The organism is Pantoea sp. Fr-CA_6, from assembly GCF_024520895.1.
Classification (GTDB): domain Bacteria; phylum Pseudomonadota; class Gammaproteobacteria; order Enterobacterales; family Enterobacteriaceae; genus Pantoea; species Pantoea agglomerans.
Genome location: NZ_JALNPO010000007.1, coordinates 108,356 through 127,524 on the forward strand (window position 1 = coordinate 108,356; position 19,169 = coordinate 127,524).

The window sequence follows — 19,169 nt, forward strand, 5'->3', positions numbered from 1 at the left end:
GTCGATTCGATACCGGGCTGTGACCTGAACGATGGGTAGACCTTTTTCATCCGCACAGGGAGATTGGAATGAATTATCGCCTGACCAGCCTGGCTGTCGCCAGCGTCCTTCTGGTAGGTTGTGCCAGTTCAAAGCCGGCGAATAGCGATCCTGCTCAGCGCAGCGATCCGTTCGAAGGCTTTAACCGCACGATGTTTAACTTTAACTACAACGTGCTGGATCCGTATGTATTGCGTCCGGTCGCTGTGGCCTGGCGTGATTATGTGCCGGTGCCGGCACGTACCGGCCTGAGCAACTTCCTCGGCAACCTGGAAGAACCTGCCAGCATGGTTAACGCCATCCTGGTCGGTAACGGGCGTGATGCGGGTGTGCACTTTACCCGTTTCTTCCTGAACAGCGTGCTGGGACTGGGCGGTTTCATTGACGTTGCCGGTAAGGCGAATCCGGAACTGGCGCGTGAAGAGCCGCACCGATTCGGTACCACGCTCGGTCACTATGGTGTCGGCTACGGGCCTTACGTTGAGTTGCCTGCTTACGGCAGCTTCACGGTGCGTCAGGATGGCGGCGACTACGTTGATACGCTTTATCCGATACTTGGCTGGCTGACCTGGCCAATGTCGATTGGTAAATGGACGCTTGAAGGGATTGAGACCCGCGCGCAGCTGCTGGACTCTGATGCAATCCTGAAACAGCAGAGCGATCCGTACGCCTTCATCCGTAACGCTTACTTCCAGCGTCACGACTTCCTGGCGCGCGGCGGCAAGCTCAAGCCGGAAGATAATCCTAACGCAGCCGCGATTCAGGATGACCTGAAGGATATTGACGCCGAGTAATCGCCCGCGCTGAGCCGCCAGGGATGGCGGTTTTTGCCTCTTTGCGCAGCGCGTATGCTCGCTGAGCCATTAAGCGATCCACGGCCACAAAAAAGGGCGACTCACCAGAGTCGCCCTTTTTGATCGTATCATCTAGTCAGAACTTATAGTTAAAGTTCGCGCCGTAGAGCCAGGCCTTGCCTTCAGAGGTAAAGGTATAAGGACCTTCTTTCACCGTCACTTTCTGTCCGTGCATGTAAGAGATGCCTAAATCAACCGAGGCATCATCGTTAAAGGCGTAAGAAGTACCGGCACTCAGCCATAAACGATCCTGGTCCGGGATGGAGATAGAGCGCTTATCGGCCGGAACCGGGCTGTCATCAAACGCAATACCGGTACGGAACGTCCAGTTCTTGTCGTAGGAATAGGTTGTGCCCAGTGCAATGCGGTAGGCATCGTGGAAGCTTTCATCTTTATAGAACAGCGTCTGGCCGTTAGAGCCAGTGGCTTTCAGCTCCTGGAACTGGCTCCAGCTGGTGTAAGCCATGCTGTAGTGAACCGCCCACTGCGGTGCCACTTTATGCCAGCCCGACACTTCCCACATCTCTGGCAGATTCAGCGTTAACGCGCCTGGAACGGTGGTGCCGTTGGTGCCAAAAGGTACGCCTGACACTTCCGGATTATTCACCGCATTCAGCCGGGATGAGAGATTACTTTTGTAATCGCCATCAAAATCAACTTTCACTTCTGAACGATAGGTAAAGCCGAAGCGGTTATTTTCATCCACTTCATACAGGATGCCAGCATTCCAGCCGTAGCCCCACTCATCGCCTTTCAGATGGGCCACCTGCGTATCAGCCGGAACCCCCAGCCGCGCGCCTGACTCACCGGCATAACGCTCAATTTTGGCTTTAGCGTAAACCGCATCAAAACCGATGCCTGCACTAAAATGTTCATTAAAGCGATAAGCGGTGCTGAGATTTAAATTGCCGGTCATCAGGTCAGTTTTACCGCCGTAACCGCCAGCGGTGTAGCCATTATTAAACTCTGTTGCTAAGCCGTAGTTTGAGGTTGCAGATGCGCCAATCCACCACTGATCGTTGATGGGCTGGACATAATGAATATTGGGTACCCACTGATTAGGAGCAATATTATTCGCATCCAGGCTGCGGCCACTGGGACTGCGACCACTGATATTTACATCCGGCGCAATATAGACAGCCCCGATAGAAAATTCCGGGCGATCCATTAACGCCATTGTCGCCGGGTTACGGCTGGCAGACGCCGCGGTATCACCCATTGCCCCTTCGCCTGAATATGCGCGACCTAAACCAATCGAAGAGAATTCATTTAACTGAAACCCAGCAGCGTAAACGTGGGAAGAGACAAGCGCCACTGCAGCCGCCACGGCTGACTTTGCAAACAGGTTTTTATGGTTCATGACCACAACCTCATGTGAATTATTATTTAACGCTATAACGTCGCGTAACAAAGGACGGCGGATTGTAGGGACTGATGTAAAGCGCACATATCAGACCAGTGCGGAGAGTATAGGTCCGACCTGTGTGCATGTTGCAATATTGTTTTTAAAATATTTCAGGTTTGATCGCTTAAAATTCGATCTGCATAACAAAAAGCCCCTGATCCTGGACAGCATAACCATTCCAGTTTGTTCTGGATCAATTTTTATTGTGATATTCGTCACTTAGCAACAGGTGCGTGGCGCATCTTTCAGCGAGCAGGTAAGATTTCGTCCATAAAATCGCTCAACCTATGCAATTGCTGGTCTGGAGAATGAAATGACTGATGCCATTAAAAAATGCAGTGCGACCGAAACCGCAGCCTGTTGTTGTGTTGATGTCGGCACGGTAATGGATAACACCGATTGCACCGCCAGCTGGTCAGAATGGTTTGCTCAGCGTGCCGATGCGGAAGCGAAATTAGCGCAACTGACCGAACGTGCCCGCGAGGTTGAATCAGAACCCTGTCTGATTGAATCGCGCTTCAGCGAAGTGGGTCAGGGAGTGCAGCTGGATATCGATTTCACCTTCAGTTGTCAGGCTGAAACCATGATTTTTCAGCTCGGTTTGCGTTAAGTCCCATTACGCCGCGTCACTGCGGCGTTTTTCATTTTCGTGTTTCCCTTCGCACTTTTTCCCTTCCGGCATTGGCGGCTCACCCGCTTGTGGTTAACACTGATCAGGTCAGACCTCTTCAGGCAATGATGCCACAGTCCCAGCCACAGGTGAGAACAATGAGCAAAGCGCAGCCGCTGCTGACGCGTGATGGTGAACGCATCGCAATAACCCACGGATTACGCACCCCTTTCTTACGCCAAGCGACCGGCTTCCATGGCATTCCCGCCATTGAGCTGGGACGTATGGTGGTCAGCGAATTAATGGCGCGCAGTGAACTGCCGGCTGAGGTGATCGAGCAACTGGTCTTTGGGCAGGTGGTGCAGATGCCGGAAGCGCCGAACATTGCGCGTGAAATTGTATTAAGCAGCGGGCTGAGTGTGAATACCGACGCCTACAGCGTCAGCCGTGCCTGCGCCACCAGCTTTCAGGCGGTAGCGAATGTGGCAGAAAGTCTGCTGGCGGGCACCATCTCTGCCGGTATTGCCGGTGGCGCAGACTCTTCGTCGGTGTTGCCGATTGGGGTCAGTAAAACGCTGGCCCGCGCGTTGGTGGATCTCAATAAAGCCCGCAGCTTCGGTCAAAAACTGCACATCCTGCGGCGTCTGCGCCCGCGTGATCTGCTGCCGGTCCCGCCCGCAGTGGCGGAGTATTCGACCGGCCTGCGCATGGGCGACACTGCGGAGCAGATGGCTAAGAGTCACGGCATCACTCGCGAAGCACAGGATGCGCTGGCGCTGCGATCCCATCAGCATGCCGCCAGGGCCTGGCAATCCGGGATACTGAATCAGGAAGTCATGGCAGCCTTTGTGCCACCGTGGAAAAGCGCCATCGATCAGGACAATAACGTGCGGATGAACGCCAAAGCGGAGGATTACGCCCGACTGCGTCCGGCATTTGATCGCCAGCACGGCAGCGTCACCGCGGCCAACAGCACGCCTCTCACCGACGGCGCGGCGGCAGTGATTCTGATGCGCGAGGGCCGCGCCCGTGAACTGGGCATCAGGCCGCTGGGCTATCTGCGCAGCTACGCCTTTACCGCCATTGGTGTGCAGCAGGATATGCTGCTGGGCCCGGCTTACGCTTCACCACTGGCACTGGATCGCGCCGGCATAACCCTGGCCGATCTGACGCTGATCGATATGCATGAAGCTTTTGCTGCCCAGACGCTGAGCAACCTGCACATGTTTCGCGACGAGCGTTTTGCCCGTGAGGTGCTGAATCGGCCACACGCGCTGGGCGAAGTGAATGAAGAGCGCTTTAACGTGCTGGGCGGATCGATCGCCTATGGTCATCCTTTTGCCGCCACGGGTGCGCGCATGATCACCCAGACGCTGAATGAATTACGCCGTCGCGGTGGCGGGTTAGGACTGGTCACGGCCTGCGCGGCAGGCGGCCTGGGTGCGGCAATGATTCTGGAGGCCGAATAATGGAGCAGAATGCGTTTCATCTGAAGATGCGACTGGATCACGTCGGCATCATTACGATCGATGTCCCTGGTGAGAAGATGAACACCCTGAAAGCGGAATTTGCCGGGCAGATCACCGCCATCATTGCGGAAGCGCGACGCGATCCGCAACTGGCTGGCCTGGTGCTGATTTCCGGCAAAGCGGACAACTTCATCGCGGGCGCAGACATCAGCATGATTGACCGCTGTAAGAGCGCGCAGGAAGCCGAAGCGCTGGCAAAACAGGGCCAGGAAGTAATGGCTGCGCTCGACGCGCTGCCGTTCCCGGTGGTCGCGGCAATCCACGGCGCCTGCCTCGGTGGCGGGCTGGAACTGGCGCTGGCCTGTGATGCCCGTATCTGCTCGCTGGATGATAAAACCCGCCTCGGTTTGCCGGAAGTGCAACTCGGCTTACTGCCAGGCTCTGGCGGCACTCAGCGGCTGCCACGCTTAATCGGCGTGCAGCAGGCGCTGCCACTGATTCTGACTGGCAAAGCCCTGCGGGCGAAACAGGCCCGTAAGCTGGGCGTGGTCGATGACGCGGTGCCGCAGGCGATTCTGCTGGAGACCGCCATTGCCCGGGTGAAAAAGGGCAAGGTTAGTGGACGAACGCTGCCGCTGCGCGATCGTCTGCTGCATGGTCCGGTTGGCCGTCAGGCGCTGTTTGCGCTGGCGACCCGACAGACCGCAGCCAAAACGCAGGGTAACTATCCGGCAGCAAAACGCATTATTGAGGTGGTGCGCATCGGGCTGGAGCAGGGCAGTCGGGCCGGACATGAGGCTGAAGCGCGCGCTTTTGGTGAGCTGGCGATGACGCCAGAATCTGTTGCGCTGCGCGGGATCTTTTTCGCGACTACGGCTATGAAAAAGGAGCGGGGCGGTGAAGCGGAACCCGGCACCGTCAAGCGTGTTGGTATCCTCGGCGGCGGCCTGATGGGCGGCGGCATCGCCAGCGTCACTGCAATCAACGCCGGGTTGCCGGTACGCATTAAAGATATCAGCCTGGAAGGGGTGAACCATGCGCTGAAAACCAGCTGGGAGCTGCTGAGCAAAAAGGTTAAACGGCGCCAGTTCACTCCGGCACAGCGTCATCAGCAGATGGCACGTATCACGGGCGGCATCGATTATCAGGGCTTCTCACAGCGCGACGTGGTAATTGAAGCCGTATTCGAAGATTTAGCCCTGAAGCAGCAGATGGTCAGCGAAGTGGAGGCACACTGTCAGCCGCATACGCTGTTTGCCTCAAATACCTCTTCGCTGCCGATTGAGGCGATCGCCGCCGGCGCCCAGCGTCCTGAGAACGTCATCGGGCTGCACTATTTCAGTCCGGTAGAGAAAATGCCGCTGGTGGAGGTGATTCCTCATCTGAATACCTCTACCGCGACGCTGGTGACGATTGTGGCGCTGGCGCGCAGCCAGGGTAAAACTCCGATTGTGGTGGCGGACAAGCCTGGCTTCTATGTTAACCGCATCCTGACGCCCTATATAAATGAAGCGATGCGCTGCCTGCTGGAGGGCGAACCGATTGACCATATTGATCGGGCGCTGGTGAAGTTTGGTTTCCCGGTCGGCCCGATTCAGCTGCTGGATGAGGTCGGTATCGACGTTGGCAGCAAAATCAGTCCCATCCTGTATCAGGCTTATGGTGAACGCTTTGCCGCGCCAGCCGCTTTTGATGCGGTGCTGAAAGATGGCCGCAAGGGACGTAAAAACAGCAAAGGCTTTTATCGCTATGACCAGCCGCGCTGGCAGCGTAAAAAACCGGACGCTTCGCTGTATACGTTGCTGAAAGTCTCGCCGCAGGCCAGGCAGAGTGAAGCGCAGATTGCTGAACGCTGCGTGATGATGATGCTGAACGAAGCGGCACGCTGTCTTGATGAGCAGGTGGTTCGCTGCGCCCGCGATGGGGATATCGGTGCGGTGTTTGGCATCGGCTTTCCGCCTTTCTTAGGCGGCCCGTTCCACTACATGGACAAACTGGGCGCGGCGGAAGTGGTCAACAGATTAACCCGGCTTGCGCAGCAGCATGGCGAACGATTCACACCCTGTGAGGCGCTGATTCAGGCGGCTGCAAAATAGACGAAATTTTACATTTCTGCTGAAAATGGAATAACCAATCCGATTCAGCGGCTTAGAAAAGCGCCGCCAGAGTGTGCGGCGCAGCATGATTCTGAGAAGTGCTTATTTAATAAACAACCGGTTGACTATACTAAAGCCATTAGGGTAAAACACAGCGTTCATTCGCAGAGTGAAGAGTCAGGCGCTACGCGTCGGGCGATGTCGACAAACAACAGCGGTGCTTTATGCAAGTTTTTATCATGCGTCACGGCGATGCGGCTCTGGAAGCAGCCAGTGATTCAGTCAGGCCTTTAACCTTATGTGGCTGCAATGAATCACGTCAGATGGCCAACTGGCTTAACAGCCAGACGCCGGACATTGAGCGTGTCCTGGTGAGTCCCTATTTACGCGCGCAGCAAACGCTCGCGACCGTGCGTGAAGCCTTTCCCCTGCCGGAAAGCCAGGACGTTCTGCCGGAATTAACGCCGGGCGGCGATCCGGAGATGGTCGGGTGCTATCTGCAGGCCCTGGCGAATGAAGGCGTGAAATCGGCTCTGGTGATCTCACATTTACCGTTGGTGGGGTATTTAGTCTCTGAACTGTGCCCGCAGGAAGCACCGCCAATGTTTGCCACTTCCGCTATTGCCTGCGTGGAATTCGATCCCGCGGCGAGTGCCGGTAAACTGCTGTGGCAGGTCAGTCCCAAAAAGCTGGCTAAAGCAATCTGACGTCTGTGGGCCGATCATTCCGGCCCCTCTCAGGGCAATTCAGGCGGTTGCCACTCCTCAATCTCAATCAAAACCAGCAGCGCGGCGTCACCGCCGAACATTTTGGGTGCCTGATGAAAAGCCATCACCCACGGATGCTGGGCCAGCCACAGCGGCGTCTGCTGCTTCAGAATATGCTTTCCATGACCGGTCATGACGCTGGCGCAGAACAGATGTTCACGGCGGCAGGCGGCGATCAGTGCCCCCAGTTCCTGCTTGGCCTGCTGCTGCGTTAAGCCGTGCAGATCGAGGAAAATCTCTGGCGTATAGTCGCCACGACGTAATTTCTTCAGCTCAAAATGGCTGACATCGGCGCGCACATAACGGGTGGCACCTTCCGTTGAGAGCAGTGGCTGAAACTCATCCGAAAAGTAATGACTGTTGTCCGCCTGCTCTGAAAGCAGACGCTTTACCGGAATGTGGCGGGTTTTAACCGGCGCTTTGTGGACAAACGTGTCCTGTTTTAACTGGCGTGTACCCGTCATTAACTGGCGAAACAGCGCCTGGTCATCCGGGCTTAGTGGTGTTTTTTTACTCATGGCAGGTCAGTCATATCAGAAAAGGCTGTCACACAGCAGAGTCGATACCTTACCGTTAAGCGTCATTAAATGTCAGCTTTTTCACCTCGCTGCGCTGAATTCTCCCCGGCTTCATGGCACACTACTGGCCGATTTAGCAAAAGGCCTGCGGAGGGCTACGTGGACAAAATTTTCGTCGATGAGGCAGTGAACGAACTGCACACCATTCAGGACATGCTGCGCTGGGCGGTCAGCCGCTTTTCCGCTGCCGGAATCTGGTACGGACATGGCACAGACAATCCCTGGGACGAAGCCGTTCAACTGGTCCTGCCGTCACTCTGGCTGCCGCTGCATATTCCTGAAGATATGCGCAATGCGCGTCTGACCGCCAGCGAACGTCTTCTGATCGTCGAGCGCGTCATTCGTCGCGTTAACGAGCGCATTCCGGTCGCCTATCTGACCAATAAAGCCTGGTTTTGCGGCCACGAATTCTTTGTTGATGAGCGCGTGCTGGTGCCGCGTTCACCGATTGGCGAACTGATTGAGAACCGCTTTGCCGGTCTGGTCAGCACGCCACCCCATCATATTCTGGATATGTGTACCGGCAGCGGCTGCATCGCGATTGCCTGCGCCTATGCCTTCCCGGAAGCGGAAGTGGACGCGGTGGATATCTCTACCGGTGCGCTGGCGGTTGCCGAGCAGAACATTGAAGAACATGGTCTGATTCATCAGGTTACGCCGATTCGCGCTGACCTGTTCCGCGAACTGCCACCGCTGAAATATGATCTGATCGTCACCAATCCGCCGTATGTTGATGCGGAAGATATGGATGATCTGCCGAACGAATATCGCCACGAACCGGAGCTGGGGCTGGCGGCAGGCAGCGACGGCCTGAAGCTGGTACGCCGCATTCTGGCCTGTGCACCAGATTATCTCAGCGAGCAGGGCGTCCTGGTCTGCGAAGTGGGCAACAGCATGGTGCACATGATCGAACAGTATCCCGACGTGCCCTTTACCTGGCTGGAATTCGACAACGGCGGTGACGGCGTCTTTACGCTGACGCGCCAGCAGATTGTCGACGCAAAACACCATTTCTCTTTTTACAAAGACTAAAAGTGGGGCGAAGCATCGCCCGCCGAACCCTGAGAAGGAAACAGCATGGCCGGAAACAGCATCGGGCAATTTTTTCGAGTAACGACCTTTGGCGAGTCCCATGGGCTTGCGCTGGGCTGTATCGTTGATGGTGTGCCGCCAGGTATTCCGCTGACCGAAGCGGATATTCAGCATGATCTTGATCGCCGCCGTCCTGGCACATCGCGCTATACCACGCAGCGCCGCGAGCCGGATCAGGTGAAAATTTTGTCCGGCGTCTTTGAGGGTGTGACTACCGGTACTTCGATTGGCCTGCTGATTGAAAATACCGATCAGCGTTCGCAGGATTACGGCGCTATCAAAGATCTCTTCCGTCCGGGCCATGCTGATTACACCTACGAGCAGAAATATGGTCAGCGCGACTACCGTGGCGGTGGACGCTCGTCGGCGCGCGAAACCGCGATGCGCGTGGCGGCCGGTGCGATTGCCAAGAAATACCTGCAGATGAAACACGGTGTCGTGGTGCGCGGCTATCTGTCACAGATTGGTGACATCGCCTGTGAGCTGAAAGACTGGAGCATCGTGGAAGAGAATCCGTTCTTCTGCCCGGATGCGGACAAGCTGGAGGCGCTGGATGAACTGATGCGCGGCCTGAAAAAAGAGGGCGACTCCATTGGCGCTAAAGTCACGGTCATGGCAGATCACGTGCCGCCAGGCCTGGGCGAGCCGGTATTTGACCGACTGGATGCCGATCTGGCGCATGCGCTGATGAGTATTAATGCCGTTAAAGGCGTTGAAATCGGCGACGGCTTTGCGGTGGTTAACCAGCGCGGCAGTCAGCATCGCGACGAGATCCGCCACGATGGTTTCCAGAGCAACCACGCCGGGGGCATTCTGGGCGGCATCAGCAGCGGCCAGACCATCAGCGCCAATCTGGCGATGAAACCAACCTCCAGCATCACCGTGCCGGGTAAAACTATTACCCGCGACGGCGAAGAAGTGGAGATGATCACCAAAGGCCGCCACGATCCCTGCGTCGGGATCCGCGCAGTGCCGATCGCCGAGGCGATGATGGCGATCGTCCTGATGGATCATCTGCTGCGCCAGCGGGCGCAGAACGGTGACGTTAACAGCTCCGTACCGCGCTGGTGATGCCATGAAGGCTCTTCTGCTTACCCTGAGTGCGCTGTTGATCAGCGCCTCCAGCCTGGCGGCGACGCCGTGGCAACGCATCCAGCAGCCGATCACCGGCGCACCGCAGTCAATCGGTGGCTTTGCCAACGGCTGTATTGTTGGCGCCGAGGCGCTGCCGCTGAATTCACCGCACTATCAGGTGATGCGTCAGGATCAGCGGCGCTACTTTGGTCATCCCGATCTGATTCAGTTTATTCAGCGTCTCAGTACGCAGGTGCATAACCTGCAACTGGGCAACGTGCTGATTGGTGACATGGGCATGGCAGCAGGCGGGCGTTTCAGCAGCGGTCACGCCAGCCATCAGACCGGGCTGGATGTCGATATCTGGCTGCAACTGCCGAAAACCCGCTGGAGCGCCCAGCAACTGCTGAAACCGCAGCCGCTCGATCTGGTCGGGCCGGGTGACAAAAATGTGATTGCGCGTCACTGGCAGCCGGAAATTGATAGCCTGATTAAACTGGCCGCCAAAGATGATGATGTGACACGGATCTTCGTCAATCCGGCGATTAAAAAGCAGCTTTGTGCCGATGCGGGTAACGATCGTGACTGGCTGCGTAAAGTGCGCCCGTGGTTTGCTCACCGGGCCCATATGCATGTGCGCCTGCGCTGCCCGGCGGGCAGTATCGGCTGTGAAGATCAGCCCGCACCGCCTGCTGGCGATGGCTGCGGCGCAGAGCTGCAGAGCTGGTTCCTGCCGAAACAGCCTGGTTCGGGCGCACCGGTGAAACGTGAGCCGCCGCCATTACCGCCTGCCTGTCAGGCCCTGCTGGATAAACATCTACTGTAAGGGATTCCATGGATTGGTTTGTGGTCAGCCCGCTGCTCGTCGGGCTGCTGTTTTTAATCGCCATGCTCGCCGGTTTTATTGATTCAATCGCGGGTGGCGGGGGATTACTTACGGTACCTTCGTTGCTGGCGGCGGGCCTTTCTCCGGCCCAGGCGCTGGCGACCAATAAACTGCAATCGGTCGGTGGATCGTTTTCCGCCAGTCTCTACTTTATCCGGCGTGGTGCGGTCAATCTGAATGAACAGTGGCTGAACATTGCCATGACGCTGCTGGGTTCCGTGCTGGGCGCGATACTGATTCAGCGCCTGCAGGCGGATTTCCTGCGCCAGATGCTGCCGCTGTTTTTAATCGCTATCGGTCTGTGGTTCCTGCTGATGCCGCGACTCGGCGAAGTGGATCGCGCGCGCCGTCTGCAGGGTCTGGCCTTTGCCCTGGTCGGCGGCGGAGCTGTGGGATTCTATGACGGATTTTTCGGACCGGGCGCAGGCTCTTTTTATGCGCTGGCTTTCGTCACGCTCTGCGGCTACAACCTTGCCAAAGCGACCGCCCATGCCAAGGTCCTCAATTTCACCTCGAACCTCGGCAGCCTGCTGTTCTTTATGTTCGGCGGCAAAGTGGTGTGGGGAACCGGCCTGATCATGATGCTCGGCGCTTTCTGCGGCGCGCGTCTGGGCGCAAGACTGGTGCTGAGCCGCGGACAGAAGCTGATCCGCCCGATGGTGGTGATTGTGTCTGCCGTCATGAGCATTAAATTACTGTGGGACAGCCATGGCAGCGCCGTTATGGCCTGGCTTGCCACGCTGCAATCGTAACCTAAAACCTGATACCGTCATGAACCCGACACATCATTATGAACAGCTGATCACGCTGTTTGATCGCTGTTTCAGCGATGAATTTCAGACCCGTCTAATTAAAGGCGATGATGAACCGATCTATCTTCCTGCTGATGCCGAATCGCCGTGGAACCGTGTGGTCTTTGCTCACGGCTTCTACGCCAGCGCCCTGCATGAGATCTCTCACTGGTGCATCGCCGGTGAAGCGCGCCGCAAACTGGTCGATTTTGGCTACTGGTACTGTCCGGATGGCCGCGATGCGCTGACCCAGAGTCAGTTTGAAGCGGTGGAAGTGAAGCCACAGGCGCTGGAATGGATGTTTTGTACGGCGGCAGGCTTTCCCTTCAACGTGAGTTGTGACAATCTCGACGGAGATTGTGAGCCGGATCGCATTGCGTTCCAGCGTAAAGTGCATGCTCAGGTCATGAGCTATCTGACGTCGGGCATTCCCGACCGTCCCGCGCGTTTTATTACCGCCCTGGCGGAATTTTATGGCAGGCCTTCATTAACAGCATCGCAGTTTCCCTGGCCGGACGATCTGTGATGCAGAAAGGCATTATTAAAAGAGGAATTGAGATGATCGCAGAATTTGAAGCGCGTATTCTGGCCCTGATTGACGACATGGTCGAGCATGCCAGTGACGATGAGCTGTTCGCCAGCGGTTATCTGCGCGGGCATCTGACACTGGCCGTCGCTGAAGTGGAGCAACTGGGCGAACATACGCCAGAAGCGCTGCAGATTCAGGTGACCCGCAGTCTGCAAAATGCCATTGCTGCCGGAGAACTCTCGCCGCGCGATCAGGCATTAGTGGTCGGGATGTGGGATAACCTGTTTGTTCAGGCACGCCAGCTCTCCGCGTAGTGGTGCAGGGCGGCGTGCCGCCCTTAGCGTCCGCTAAACGGCTTTTCCCTTCAGTAATTTCCTCACCCAGTAACGATTCGGATTGAGTGCTGCCAGGGTACTGGCATCCAGAGGCTGCGGCTCGCCCGCCAGCTGAGCTGCCAGCACTTCGGCTGCCAGCGGCGCACTGCACAGGCCGCGCGATCCCAGCGCCCCAAACAGATACAAGCCCGCAAGATCGGGTGCGTCAGCGATATCGCTGCCTGCCGCCTGCTGTGCCGGTAAATCAGCATACTGCGCCAGCGTAGCAGCATAATCCGGCACGCCGCCCACCATCGGCAGGTGATCCCGGGTGGCGCAGCGCACCCCCATTCTCGCCTCTCCGTCACTGACATCCACCGTTTCGGCCCAGCTGCTGTCAGGCAGGCAATGCAGCAGGCGGCTGCGGTTCTCCTGCTGATCCTCCTCCCGATACGCGGTTGCGGTATCGCCACGGTGATAGCTGGCCCCGATACAGTGCGTACCAAACTGCGGGCTGACAGGCGTCAGATAGCCGTCGTAACAGAGCACCGTTTGCAGCGCGTTGAGGCCCGGCGTGGAGGGAACATGGCTTACCTGACCGGCCACCGGATAGGTCGGCAGCGGGGCGCTTTGCGCAAAGTCGGCAATCGCATGACCGTTTGCCAGTACGACGGTCGGATGACGCACCGCCGGACGATCGCTGAACGTCAGCGTCCAGTGATCATCCTCCCGGGAAAGCGCGTTCACCCGGTGCAGCCAGTGAATGCGCAATCCCTGGGTCTCGCCATGCGCCAGCATCGCGGTGGTCAGCTCTGCCGGTGAGAGCCAGCCGCCTTGCGGATAGAAAATGCCGCCACAGCCATGTTCAACATTTGCCAGTTTTTCAGCTTCTGCCACATCGACGCCACAGGCGATGATTTCAGGCAGGTCCATCGCCAGCATCTGATCGATCTTCTTACGGCTTTTCTCATCCCAGCCCAACTGCAGCACACCGCTCCAGTGATGCTCATAGGTGACGGTTAATTGATCATAGAGCCGCCGGGCAAAGCTGAAGGCCGAGGGGAAAAAAGTGGCAAGCGCCGGGTCGTGCTGATTGAGCAGCGGATAGAGCGCTCCCTGACGATTGCCGGATGCGCCCAGCGCGGGCGCCTCATCGGCGCAATAAAGCGTTACCCGCCAGCCGCGACGCAGCAGCGCCAGCGCCAGGGTGGCACTGGCGACGCCGCCGCCAATCAGGGCTACATCACGCTGCTCCGCAGCCTGACGATGATACCAGGGCTGTGCGGCGGGCAGCGGAGGCGCATCCTGCAACGGCCCGCATAGCATTTCGCGCTTCGGACCAAATCCTTTGCGGCGGATGACCGCAAAGCCCGCCTGCTGCAGACCGCGCCGGACAATGCCTGCGGCGGTAAAGGTCGCGAAGGTCCCCTGCGGCCGCGCCAGTTTTGCCATCATGCCGAACAGCTCCGGCGTCCACATATCCGGGTTCTTTGAGGGCGCGAACCCATCCAGGAACCAGGCATCTACCTGACGATTCAGGCTCTCATCCAGCTGGCCCATCAGCAGGTTAATATCGCCCAGCCACAGGTCGAGCGTGATGCGGCCGCCATTAAACAGCAGACGCTGACAGCCGGGCAGGGCAGCGGGCCACTGCGCCTGCAGCGCCTCCGCCCAGGGGGCCAGTTCGGGCCAGTGCTGCTGCGCCGCAGTTAAATCTTCACGGGTTAACGGAAATTTCTCAAAGCTGATGAAATGCAGACGTTTTAAAGTGGCGTCGGGCTGTTCGCGCTGAAACGCATCGAACGCCTGCCAGAGCGTCAGGAAATTAAGACCGGTGCCAAAACCGCTCTCCGCCACGATCAGCAGATCGCGCGGATGCTCAGTAAAACGCTGGGGAAAACCGTTGCCGCCAAGGAAGACATAGCGTGTCTCTTCCAGACCGTTGTCATTAGAGAAATAGACATCGCCAAACGCTCGGGAAACAGGTGTACCCTGTTCATTCCAGTTTAGCTTTGCATGTTCAACCGGGGTCAATTTCACGGTAAAGGCTCGTTTTTCAGGCAGTGGCGCGATTCTAGCGACCCGCGTGACATGACGCAAATTTACAAAAGGAAATAGCTGATCGGACTTGTTCGGCGTACAAGTGTACGCTAGAGTGCATGCCAATTAAGAAGAAGTGGATGAGGAAGATTGAATGAAACGTGCTGTGATTACTGGCTTAGGGATCGTTTCCAGTATTGGTAATAACCAGCAGGAGGTGCTGTCATCTCTGCGTGAAGGACGCTCTGGCATCACCTTTTCTGAAGAGATGAAAGATTCCGGCATGCGTAGTCACGTCTGGGGTAACGTTAAATTAGATACCACCGGCCTCATCGATCGCAAAGTTGTGCGCTTTATGAGTGATGCGTCCATCTATGCTTATCTTTCCATGGAAGAAGCGATTAAAGATTCTGGCCTTAGCGCTGAAGCGTATCAGAGCAACCCACGTGTGGGTCTGATTGCGGGTTCAGGCGGCGGCTCCCCACGTTTCCAGGTATTTGGTGCTGACGCAATGCGCAGCCCACGCGGCCTGAAAGCGGTTGGCCCTTATGTTGTCACCAAAGCGATGGCCTCTGGCGTCTCTGCCTGCCTCGCAACGCCATTCAAAATTCATGGCGTAAACTACTCGATTAGCTCCGCCTGTGCCACCTCTGCGCACTGTATCGGTAACGCCGTTGAGCAGATCCAGCTTGGCAAACAGGATATCGTTTTTGCGGGCGGCGGCGAAGAGCTGTGCTGGGAAATGGCCTGTGAGTTCGACGCCATGGGCGCGCTCTCTACCCGTTACAACGACACGCCAGAAAAAGCGTCACGCACTTATGACAATGAGCGCGACGGCTTTGTTATCGCCGGTGGCGGTGGCATGGTCGTCGTTGAAGAACTGGAGCATGCGCTGGCACGTGGTGCGCATATCTATGCCGAAATCGTCGGTTATGGTGCCACTTCAGACGGTGCAGACATGGTTGCTCCATCAGGTGAAGGCGCAGTGCGCTGCATGAAGATGGCGATGCACGGTGTCGATACCCCAATTGACTATCTGAACAGCCACGGAACCTCTACCCCGGTGGGTGATGTGAAAGAGCTGGGCGCGATTCGTGAAGTGTTTGGCGATAACACGCCATACATCTCAGCAACGAAAGCGATGACCGGCCACTCTCTGGGTGCGGCTGGCGTGCAGGAAGCGATCTACTCGCTGCTGATGCTGGAGCATGGCTTTATCGCGCCAAGCATCAACATCACCTCGCTTGACGCGGCAGCAACCGGTATGAACATCGTCACTGAGCCGATGGAAAAAGAGCTGACTACCGTGATGTCTAACAGCTTTGGTTTTGGCGGTACCAACGCCACATTGACCATGCGTAAATATCAGGCGTAATTATTACGTCAGCACTCTGAAGGGCCGGCTTGCCGGCCCTTTTTGTTTTACAGCCCATCCGCTTTACCTCGTTCAACCCTCCGTTTTAGCCCTCCCGCTGCAGCAGCCGCAGCAATGTATCGCATCCTGCCACAATCTCGTCAGGCGTCAGTGCGGCAAAGCCCAGCATCCAGCCTTGCTGAGATGAAGGCCCGGCATAGAGCGGACTCAGACGCGGCAGCAGCAAACCCTGTTGAGCCGCCAGTGCGCTTAATCGCGCTTCATCCTGTTGCAGTCTGACAGTTACCTGTAATCCGCCGCTGCTGACAATCGGCGTGATCCACGGCGACAGTTGCTGAGCGATTAGCGTCAGCAGCAGATCGCGACGGCTGTGATAGAGCTGACGCATCAGCCGCAGATGGCTGGCGAAATGTCCCTGTTGCAGAAAGGCGGCGGTGACAGCCTGCGGCAGCAGGGCGCTGTGTCCATCCAGCACGCTGCGTGCCTGGCCTATGGGGGTAATCAGCGCGGGCGGGACCACCATCCAGGCCAGCCGCAGGGAGGGAAACAGCGACTTCGAGAAGGTGCCCAGCGTAATCACCCGCTGATGGCGATCCAGTCCCTGTAGCGCAGGGATAGGACGTTCGTCGTAGTGAAATTCGCTGTCATAATCGTCTTCGATCAGCCAGCACCGGTTGCGCTGCGCCCAGTCCAGCCACGCCAGGCGTCGCGTCAGGCTCAGCGTCACGCCGGTAGGGTAATGATGCGATGGCGTCAGATACATCAGTTTTGCACTGCCGCTGGCGGGGATGGCACCTTCGGCATCGACCTCAATCCCGCGCACCTGTGCGCCGGCAGCCAGAAAGGCGTTACGCGCACCAGGATAGCCCGGCTCCTCCATCCATACCTCATCACCGGGATCGACGAACATCATTGCCAGTAACTGCAGTGCCTGTTGTGAACTGGTCAGAATGATCACCTGTTCCGGCTGGCATGCCACGCCCCGGGAAAGTGCCAGATAATCCGCGAGTGCGCTGCGTAACGGCAGGTAGCCGCAGGGATCGCCATATCCCATTGCGGCACTGCCCAGTGAACGCTGCACGCTGCTGCCGAGGCGTCGCCACGTGTCATGGGGAAAAGCGCGTAACTCCGGTGAACCGGCGGCGAATGCATGGGGAAAAGGGGGATCCTGACAGCCACCGGTTGCCAGTACCTGCTGGCCCCGCGCTGAGAAACGGACGGGCTGAGGCCGGGCTGGAAATGATGATGAGTGGGTGGGGATGATGATGGCAACAAAAGTACCGCGACCGGTCTCGCGTCGCAGATAGCCTTCACTTTCCAGCTGTCCGTAGGCCGCTTCCACCGTCACACGTGACAGACGCAGATCCTGCGCCAGCTGCCGACTGGACGGCAACTGCTGACCAGCATGCAGATGGTGCCGGTTGATCGCCAGTCGCAGGGTAGAGCAGAGCCGCTCGCGCACGCCGCCACTGGTCTGATGCTGGAAAAGTTGTAATAACGGTGAAGACATATGGGTCTTATACCTGATGGGGAATGGGTATCAGTAAGCAGTCCACTTTGCCGTAAACTGCAGACTCACCACAACAGGAGAATCGCTATGTCATCGGTTTTACGAATTCCGGCCGCCACCCCGCAGCAAAGCCTCGACTATCTGCAGGCAAAACTCGCTTTTTACACCGACGCCTGGGATCTGGCGGAAGATCTGGGGCGGCAAATCCCGGATATCGTGGTAATCGATGCTCGCGCGCCGGAGGCTTATCGCGCCGGGCATATTTGCGGCGCGATCAACTTTCCGCATCGCGAGATGGATGCCACTACCACGGCCCGGCTCGATCGCAGCAAAGTTTATGTCACGTATTGTGACGGCATTGGCTGTAACGGCTCGACGAAAGCGGCCTGGAAACTGGCCTCGCTGGGATTTCAGGTGAAGGAGTTGATTGGCGGGCTGGATTTCTGGAAACGTGACGGTCATCCGCTGACCTGGGGTGATGCACCGGGCGAATGGCCAGTCGCCGCGCCCAAAGCATTCTGTGGCTGTTAACTCAGAGGACCACCCAGAGTAAAAGGGTGATGACGACCAGTGCGACAAAGAAGCCCAGCAGGGGGCGCTCTGCCAGAGGCTGAATCGCGGGCGGCAGCGACGCAACAAAGGGTGACCAGATCGGCTGGGGTTTTATCTCGCTGGCAGCCAGCGGCTGTTCGAGAAGTTTTTCTGCCCGGTCGGCGCGCCGGCTGAACAGGAAGTTCAGCAGATCCTGGGTCTGCGTTACGGTGAGCACCGTCTGCGGCGTGGCCTGGAAACGCTGCTGGCTGTAATCCTCCAGTTGCTGCCGCTCCTGCTGATCAAGCGGCTGTTTCAGGGACGCTTCCAGCAATTGCAGCGTCGGTGCGCTGTGCTGACTCAACGTCTGACGTACCTGCAGATACTGTGTCAGCAGTGGGAAGTGGCGCGACGGGATGGGATCACCGCTGGTCAGATTGACCAGTTTCAGCGCAGCCGTCCACAGCTTACCGGTGGATTCGCCAGTGGCAGCGGCCAGGCGTACCACCTGCTGATTCAGCGTATGGTGCTCGGCAGGCAGCAGCGTGCGATCGCTGACGCGGATCTGCTGCGGCTGAGGAATCGTCATCTGCCCGTTCTGCAGCATCGTCAGCACCTGGCGCAGCTGATCCTGGCTCAGCGCGCTCAGTACGGTCTGACCAAATTGCTGACGGATAAAGTCGCTGACGGCCTGACGGTTATTCCCTTTCGGCAGCAGATCGGTGAGCTGGGTCATCAGCTGGCGTGTGGCATGCCCATTTTGCGTCTGCGTAAGGCGGCCATTAAGGTACTGTTCCGCTGCCGGAAAATGACGCGACTGCAACTCCGCTTCACTTTTTACGCCCACTTCATGGCGTACGCCCGCCCACAGTTCAGGCGCTTTAAGATTACTGAGCGATGAGATACGCACGATCAGCCGTTCTAACGTCGTGCGCTGCGCAGGGGAGAGGGGCTGTTCACCGGCCACTGAACCGTGACGCGTAACGCCAGTTTGCGGATTGACAGATGAACGATCGCCGACCGGCACACCGGGGCCGCTGAGTGGTTGCATGGCGGATTCCTTGGGAAAACAGAACAGCGTGGGGTGCGCCGGAAAATGAATAGGCCATGATAGCAAAAGCCCCCGGGAAATCCCACGGGGGACATGCGTTTCGGCGCGAGATTTACGCTTCAGCTGTAGACTCTCTTCACTGCCATCCTCAACAGTAC

General features: G+C 57.5%; 18 protein-coding genes. 13 read left to right on the top strand and 5 right to left on the bottom strand.

Going from position 1 to position 19,169, the window contains the following annotated elements; all coding sequences use genetic code 11:
• Window positions 1-68: 68 nt before the first annotated feature.
• Entirely contained in the window at window positions 69-833 is a 765-nt protein-coding gene (gene mlaA / locus NR201_RS14400; protein ID WP_022625091.1) for a phospholipid-binding lipoprotein MlaA, read from the top strand.
• A 136-nt stretch (window positions 834-969) separates the two neighbouring features.
• Here mlaA and fadL read toward each other — a convergent pair whose 3' ends face one another.
• The gene (gene fadL / locus NR201_RS14405; RefSeq protein ID WP_010671434.1) at window positions 970-2,253 is read right to left on the bottom strand and encodes a long-chain fatty acid transporter FadL; all 1,284 of its coding nucleotides are present in this window, start codon (window positions 2,251-2,253) and stop codon (window positions 970-972) included.
• Between the two features lie 358 nt (window positions 2,254-2,611).
• Here fadL and NR201_RS14410 point away from each other — a divergent pair, with 358 nt between their 5' ends.
• From NR201_RS14410 to sixA, 4 genes are all read left to right on the top strand, one after another.
• A complete protein-coding gene (locus tag NR201_RS14410) occupies window positions 2,612-2,908 on the top strand; it encodes a YfcZ/YiiS family protein (RefSeq protein WP_256849920.1) in 297 nt (98 codons plus the stop codon).
• A 158-nt stretch (window positions 2,909-3,066) separates the two neighbouring features.
• Complete coding sequence (fadI, locus tag NR201_RS14415) at window positions 3,067-4,377, top strand: acetyl-CoA C-acyltransferase FadI (protein WP_256849921.1); 1,311 nt, start codon at window positions 3,067-3,069, stop codon at window positions 4,375-4,377.
• The gene (gene fadJ / locus NR201_RS14420) at window positions 4,377-6,473 is read left to right on the top strand and encodes a fatty acid oxidation complex subunit alpha FadJ (RefSeq protein WP_256849922.1); all 2,097 of its coding nucleotides are present in this window, start codon (window positions 4,377-4,379) and stop codon (window positions 6,471-6,473) included. The genes fadI and fadJ overlap by 1 nt, the downstream gene beginning before the upstream one ends.
• Before the next feature lie 224 nt (window positions 6,474-6,697).
• Window positions 6,698-7,180 carry a phosphohistidine phosphatase SixA gene (gene sixA, locus NR201_RS14425; RefSeq protein ID WP_010257941.1) on the top strand — a complete coding sequence of 161 codons (483 nt, stop codon included), beginning with the start codon at window positions 6,698-6,700 and terminating at the stop codon, window positions 7,178-7,180.
• A gap of 29 nt (window positions 7,181-7,209) precedes the next feature.
• Here the strand turns inward: sixA and smrB are convergent, their stop codons facing one another.
• Complete coding sequence (smrB, locus tag NR201_RS14430; RefSeq protein ID WP_010257944.1) at window positions 7,210-7,758, bottom strand: endonuclease SmrB; 549 nt, start codon at window positions 7,756-7,758, stop codon at window positions 7,210-7,212.
• A gap of 159 nt (window positions 7,759-7,917) precedes the next feature.
• Here smrB and prmB point away from each other — a divergent pair, with 159 nt between their 5' ends.
• Genes prmB through NR201_RS14460 form a run of 6 tightly spaced genes read left to right on the top strand, consistent with a single transcriptional unit; the run spans window position 7,918 to window position 12,504 of the window.
• A complete protein-coding gene (prmB, locus tag NR201_RS14435; protein ID WP_182504370.1) occupies window positions 7,918-8,850 on the top strand; it encodes a 50S ribosomal protein L3 N(5)-glutamine methyltransferase in 933 nt (310 codons plus the stop codon).
• Window positions 8,851-8,895: 45 nt separating this feature from the next.
• Window positions 8,896-9,981 (top strand): chorismate synthase, encoded by a 1,086-nt coding sequence (gene aroC / locus NR201_RS14440; protein ID WP_010257950.1) that lies wholly within the window; start codon window positions 8,896-8,898, stop codon window positions 9,979-9,981.
• A 4-nt stretch (window positions 9,982-9,985) separates the two neighbouring features.
• A complete protein-coding gene (gene mepA, locus NR201_RS14445; RefSeq protein ID WP_010257953.1) occupies window positions 9,986-10,810 on the top strand; it encodes a penicillin-insensitive murein endopeptidase in 825 nt (274 codons plus the stop codon).
• An 8-nt stretch (window positions 10,811-10,818) separates the two neighbouring features.
• A complete protein-coding gene (locus tag NR201_RS14450) occupies window positions 10,819-11,622 on the top strand; it encodes a sulfite exporter TauE/SafE family protein (RefSeq protein WP_010671439.1) in 804 nt (267 codons plus the stop codon).
• Window positions 11,623-11,641: 19 nt separating this feature from the next.
• On the top strand, window positions 11,642-12,187 hold the full coding sequence (locus NR201_RS14455; RefSeq protein WP_003854284.1) for an elongation factor P hydroxylase: 546 nt from the start codon (window positions 11,642-11,644) through the stop codon (window positions 12,185-12,187).
• Window positions 12,188-12,219: 32 nt separating this feature from the next.
• Window positions 12,220-12,504: a YfcL family protein gene (locus tag NR201_RS14460; protein WP_010257960.1), complete on the top strand. Its 285-nt coding sequence runs from the start codon at window positions 12,220-12,222 to the stop codon at window positions 12,502-12,504.
• Between the two features lie 33 nt (window positions 12,505-12,537).
• Here the strand turns inward: NR201_RS14460 and mnmC are convergent, their stop codons facing one another.
• Entirely contained in the window at window positions 12,538-14,544 is a 2,007-nt protein-coding gene (gene mnmC, locus NR201_RS14465; RefSeq protein WP_256844622.1) for a bifunctional tRNA (5-methylaminomethyl-2-thiouridine)(34)-methyltransferase MnmD/FAD-dependent 5-carboxymethylaminomethyl-2-thiouridine(34) oxidoreductase MnmC, read from the bottom strand.
• 154 nt (window positions 14,545-14,698) lie between these two features.
• On the opposite strand from mnmC, the gene fabB reads away from it, so the two are divergent.
• Complete coding sequence (gene fabB / locus NR201_RS14470) at window positions 14,699-15,919, top strand: beta-ketoacyl-ACP synthase I (RefSeq protein WP_010257968.1); 1,221 nt, start codon at window positions 14,699-14,701, stop codon at window positions 15,917-15,919.
• 85 nt (window positions 15,920-16,004) lie between these two features.
• On the opposite strand, the gene NR201_RS14475 is transcribed toward fabB, so the two are convergent.
• The gene (locus tag NR201_RS14475; RefSeq protein ID WP_010671441.1) at window positions 16,005-17,429 is read right to left on the bottom strand and encodes a PLP-dependent aminotransferase family protein; all 1,425 of its coding nucleotides are present in this window, start codon (window positions 17,427-17,429) and stop codon (window positions 16,005-16,007) included.
• Window positions 17,430-17,516: 87 nt separating this feature from the next.
• On the opposite strand from NR201_RS14475, the gene NR201_RS14480 reads away from it, so the two are divergent.
• Window positions 17,517-17,960: a rhodanese-like domain-containing protein gene (locus tag NR201_RS14480; RefSeq protein WP_010671442.1), complete on the top strand. Its 444-nt coding sequence runs from the start codon at window positions 17,517-17,519 to the stop codon at window positions 17,958-17,960.
• Window position 17,961: 1 nt separating this feature from the next.
• On the opposite strand, the gene flk is transcribed toward NR201_RS14480, so the two are convergent.
• Window positions 17,962-19,011 (bottom strand): flagella biosynthesis regulator Flk, encoded by a 1,050-nt coding sequence (gene flk / locus NR201_RS14485; RefSeq protein ID WP_010257977.1) that lies wholly within the window; start codon window positions 19,009-19,011, stop codon window positions 17,962-17,964.
• Window positions 19,012-19,169 lie beyond the last annotated feature (158 nt).

Bases quoted from the DNA above. Each gene is read 5' to 3' on its own strand.
- fadJ (WP_256849922.1), top strand. From the start codon at position 4,377: ATGGAGCAGAATGCGTTTCATCTGAAGATGCGACTGGATCACGTCGGC.
- fabB (WP_010257968.1), top strand. From the start codon at position 14,699: ATGAAACGTGCTGTGATTACTGGCTTAGGGATCGTTTCCAGTATTGGT.
- NR201_RS14410 (WP_256849920.1), top strand. From the start codon at position 2,612: ATGACTGATGCCATTAAAAAATGCAGTGCGACCGAAACCGCAGCCTGT.
- fadL (WP_010671434.1), bottom strand. From the start codon at position 2,253: ATGAACCATAAAAACCTGTTTGCAAAGTCAGCCGTGGCGGCTGCAGTG.
- NR201_RS14460 (WP_010257960.1), top strand. From the start codon at position 12,220: ATGATCGCAGAATTTGAAGCGCGTATTCTGGCCCTGATTGACGACATG.
- mepA (WP_010257953.1), top strand. From the start codon at position 9,986: ATGAAGGCTCTTCTGCTTACCCTGAGTGCGCTGTTGATCAGCGCCTCC.
- NR201_RS14455 (WP_003854284.1), top strand. From the start codon at position 11,642: ATGAACCCGACACATCATTATGAACAGCTGATCACGCTGTTTGATCGC.
- fadI (WP_256849921.1), top strand. From the start codon at position 3,067: ATGAGCAAAGCGCAGCCGCTGCTGACGCGTGATGGTGAACGCATCGCA.
- NR201_RS14480 (WP_010671442.1), top strand. From the start codon at position 17,517: ATGTCATCGGTTTTACGAATTCCGGCCGCCACCCCGCAGCAAAGCCTC.
- smrB (WP_010257944.1), bottom strand. From the start codon at position 7,758: ATGAGTAAAAAAACACCACTAAGCCCGGATGACCAGGCGCTGTTTCGC.
- NR201_RS14450 (WP_010671439.1), top strand. From the start codon at position 10,819: ATGGATTGGTTTGTGGTCAGCCCGCTGCTCGTCGGGCTGCTGTTTTTA.
- mlaA (WP_022625091.1), top strand. From the start codon at position 69: ATGAATTATCGCCTGACCAGCCTGGCTGTCGCCAGCGTCCTTCTGGTA.
- aroC (WP_010257950.1), top strand. From the start codon at position 8,896: ATGGCCGGAAACAGCATCGGGCAATTTTTTCGAGTAACGACCTTTGGC.
- flk (WP_010257977.1), bottom strand. From the start codon at position 19,011: ATGCAACCACTCAGCGGCCCCGGTGTGCCGGTCGGCGATCGTTCATCT.
- NR201_RS14475 (WP_010671441.1), bottom strand. From the start codon at position 17,429: ATGTCTTCACCGTTATTACAACTTTTCCAGCATCAGACCAGTGGCGGC.
- sixA (WP_010257941.1), top strand. From the start codon at position 6,698: ATGCAAGTTTTTATCATGCGTCACGGCGATGCGGCTCTGGAAGCAGCC.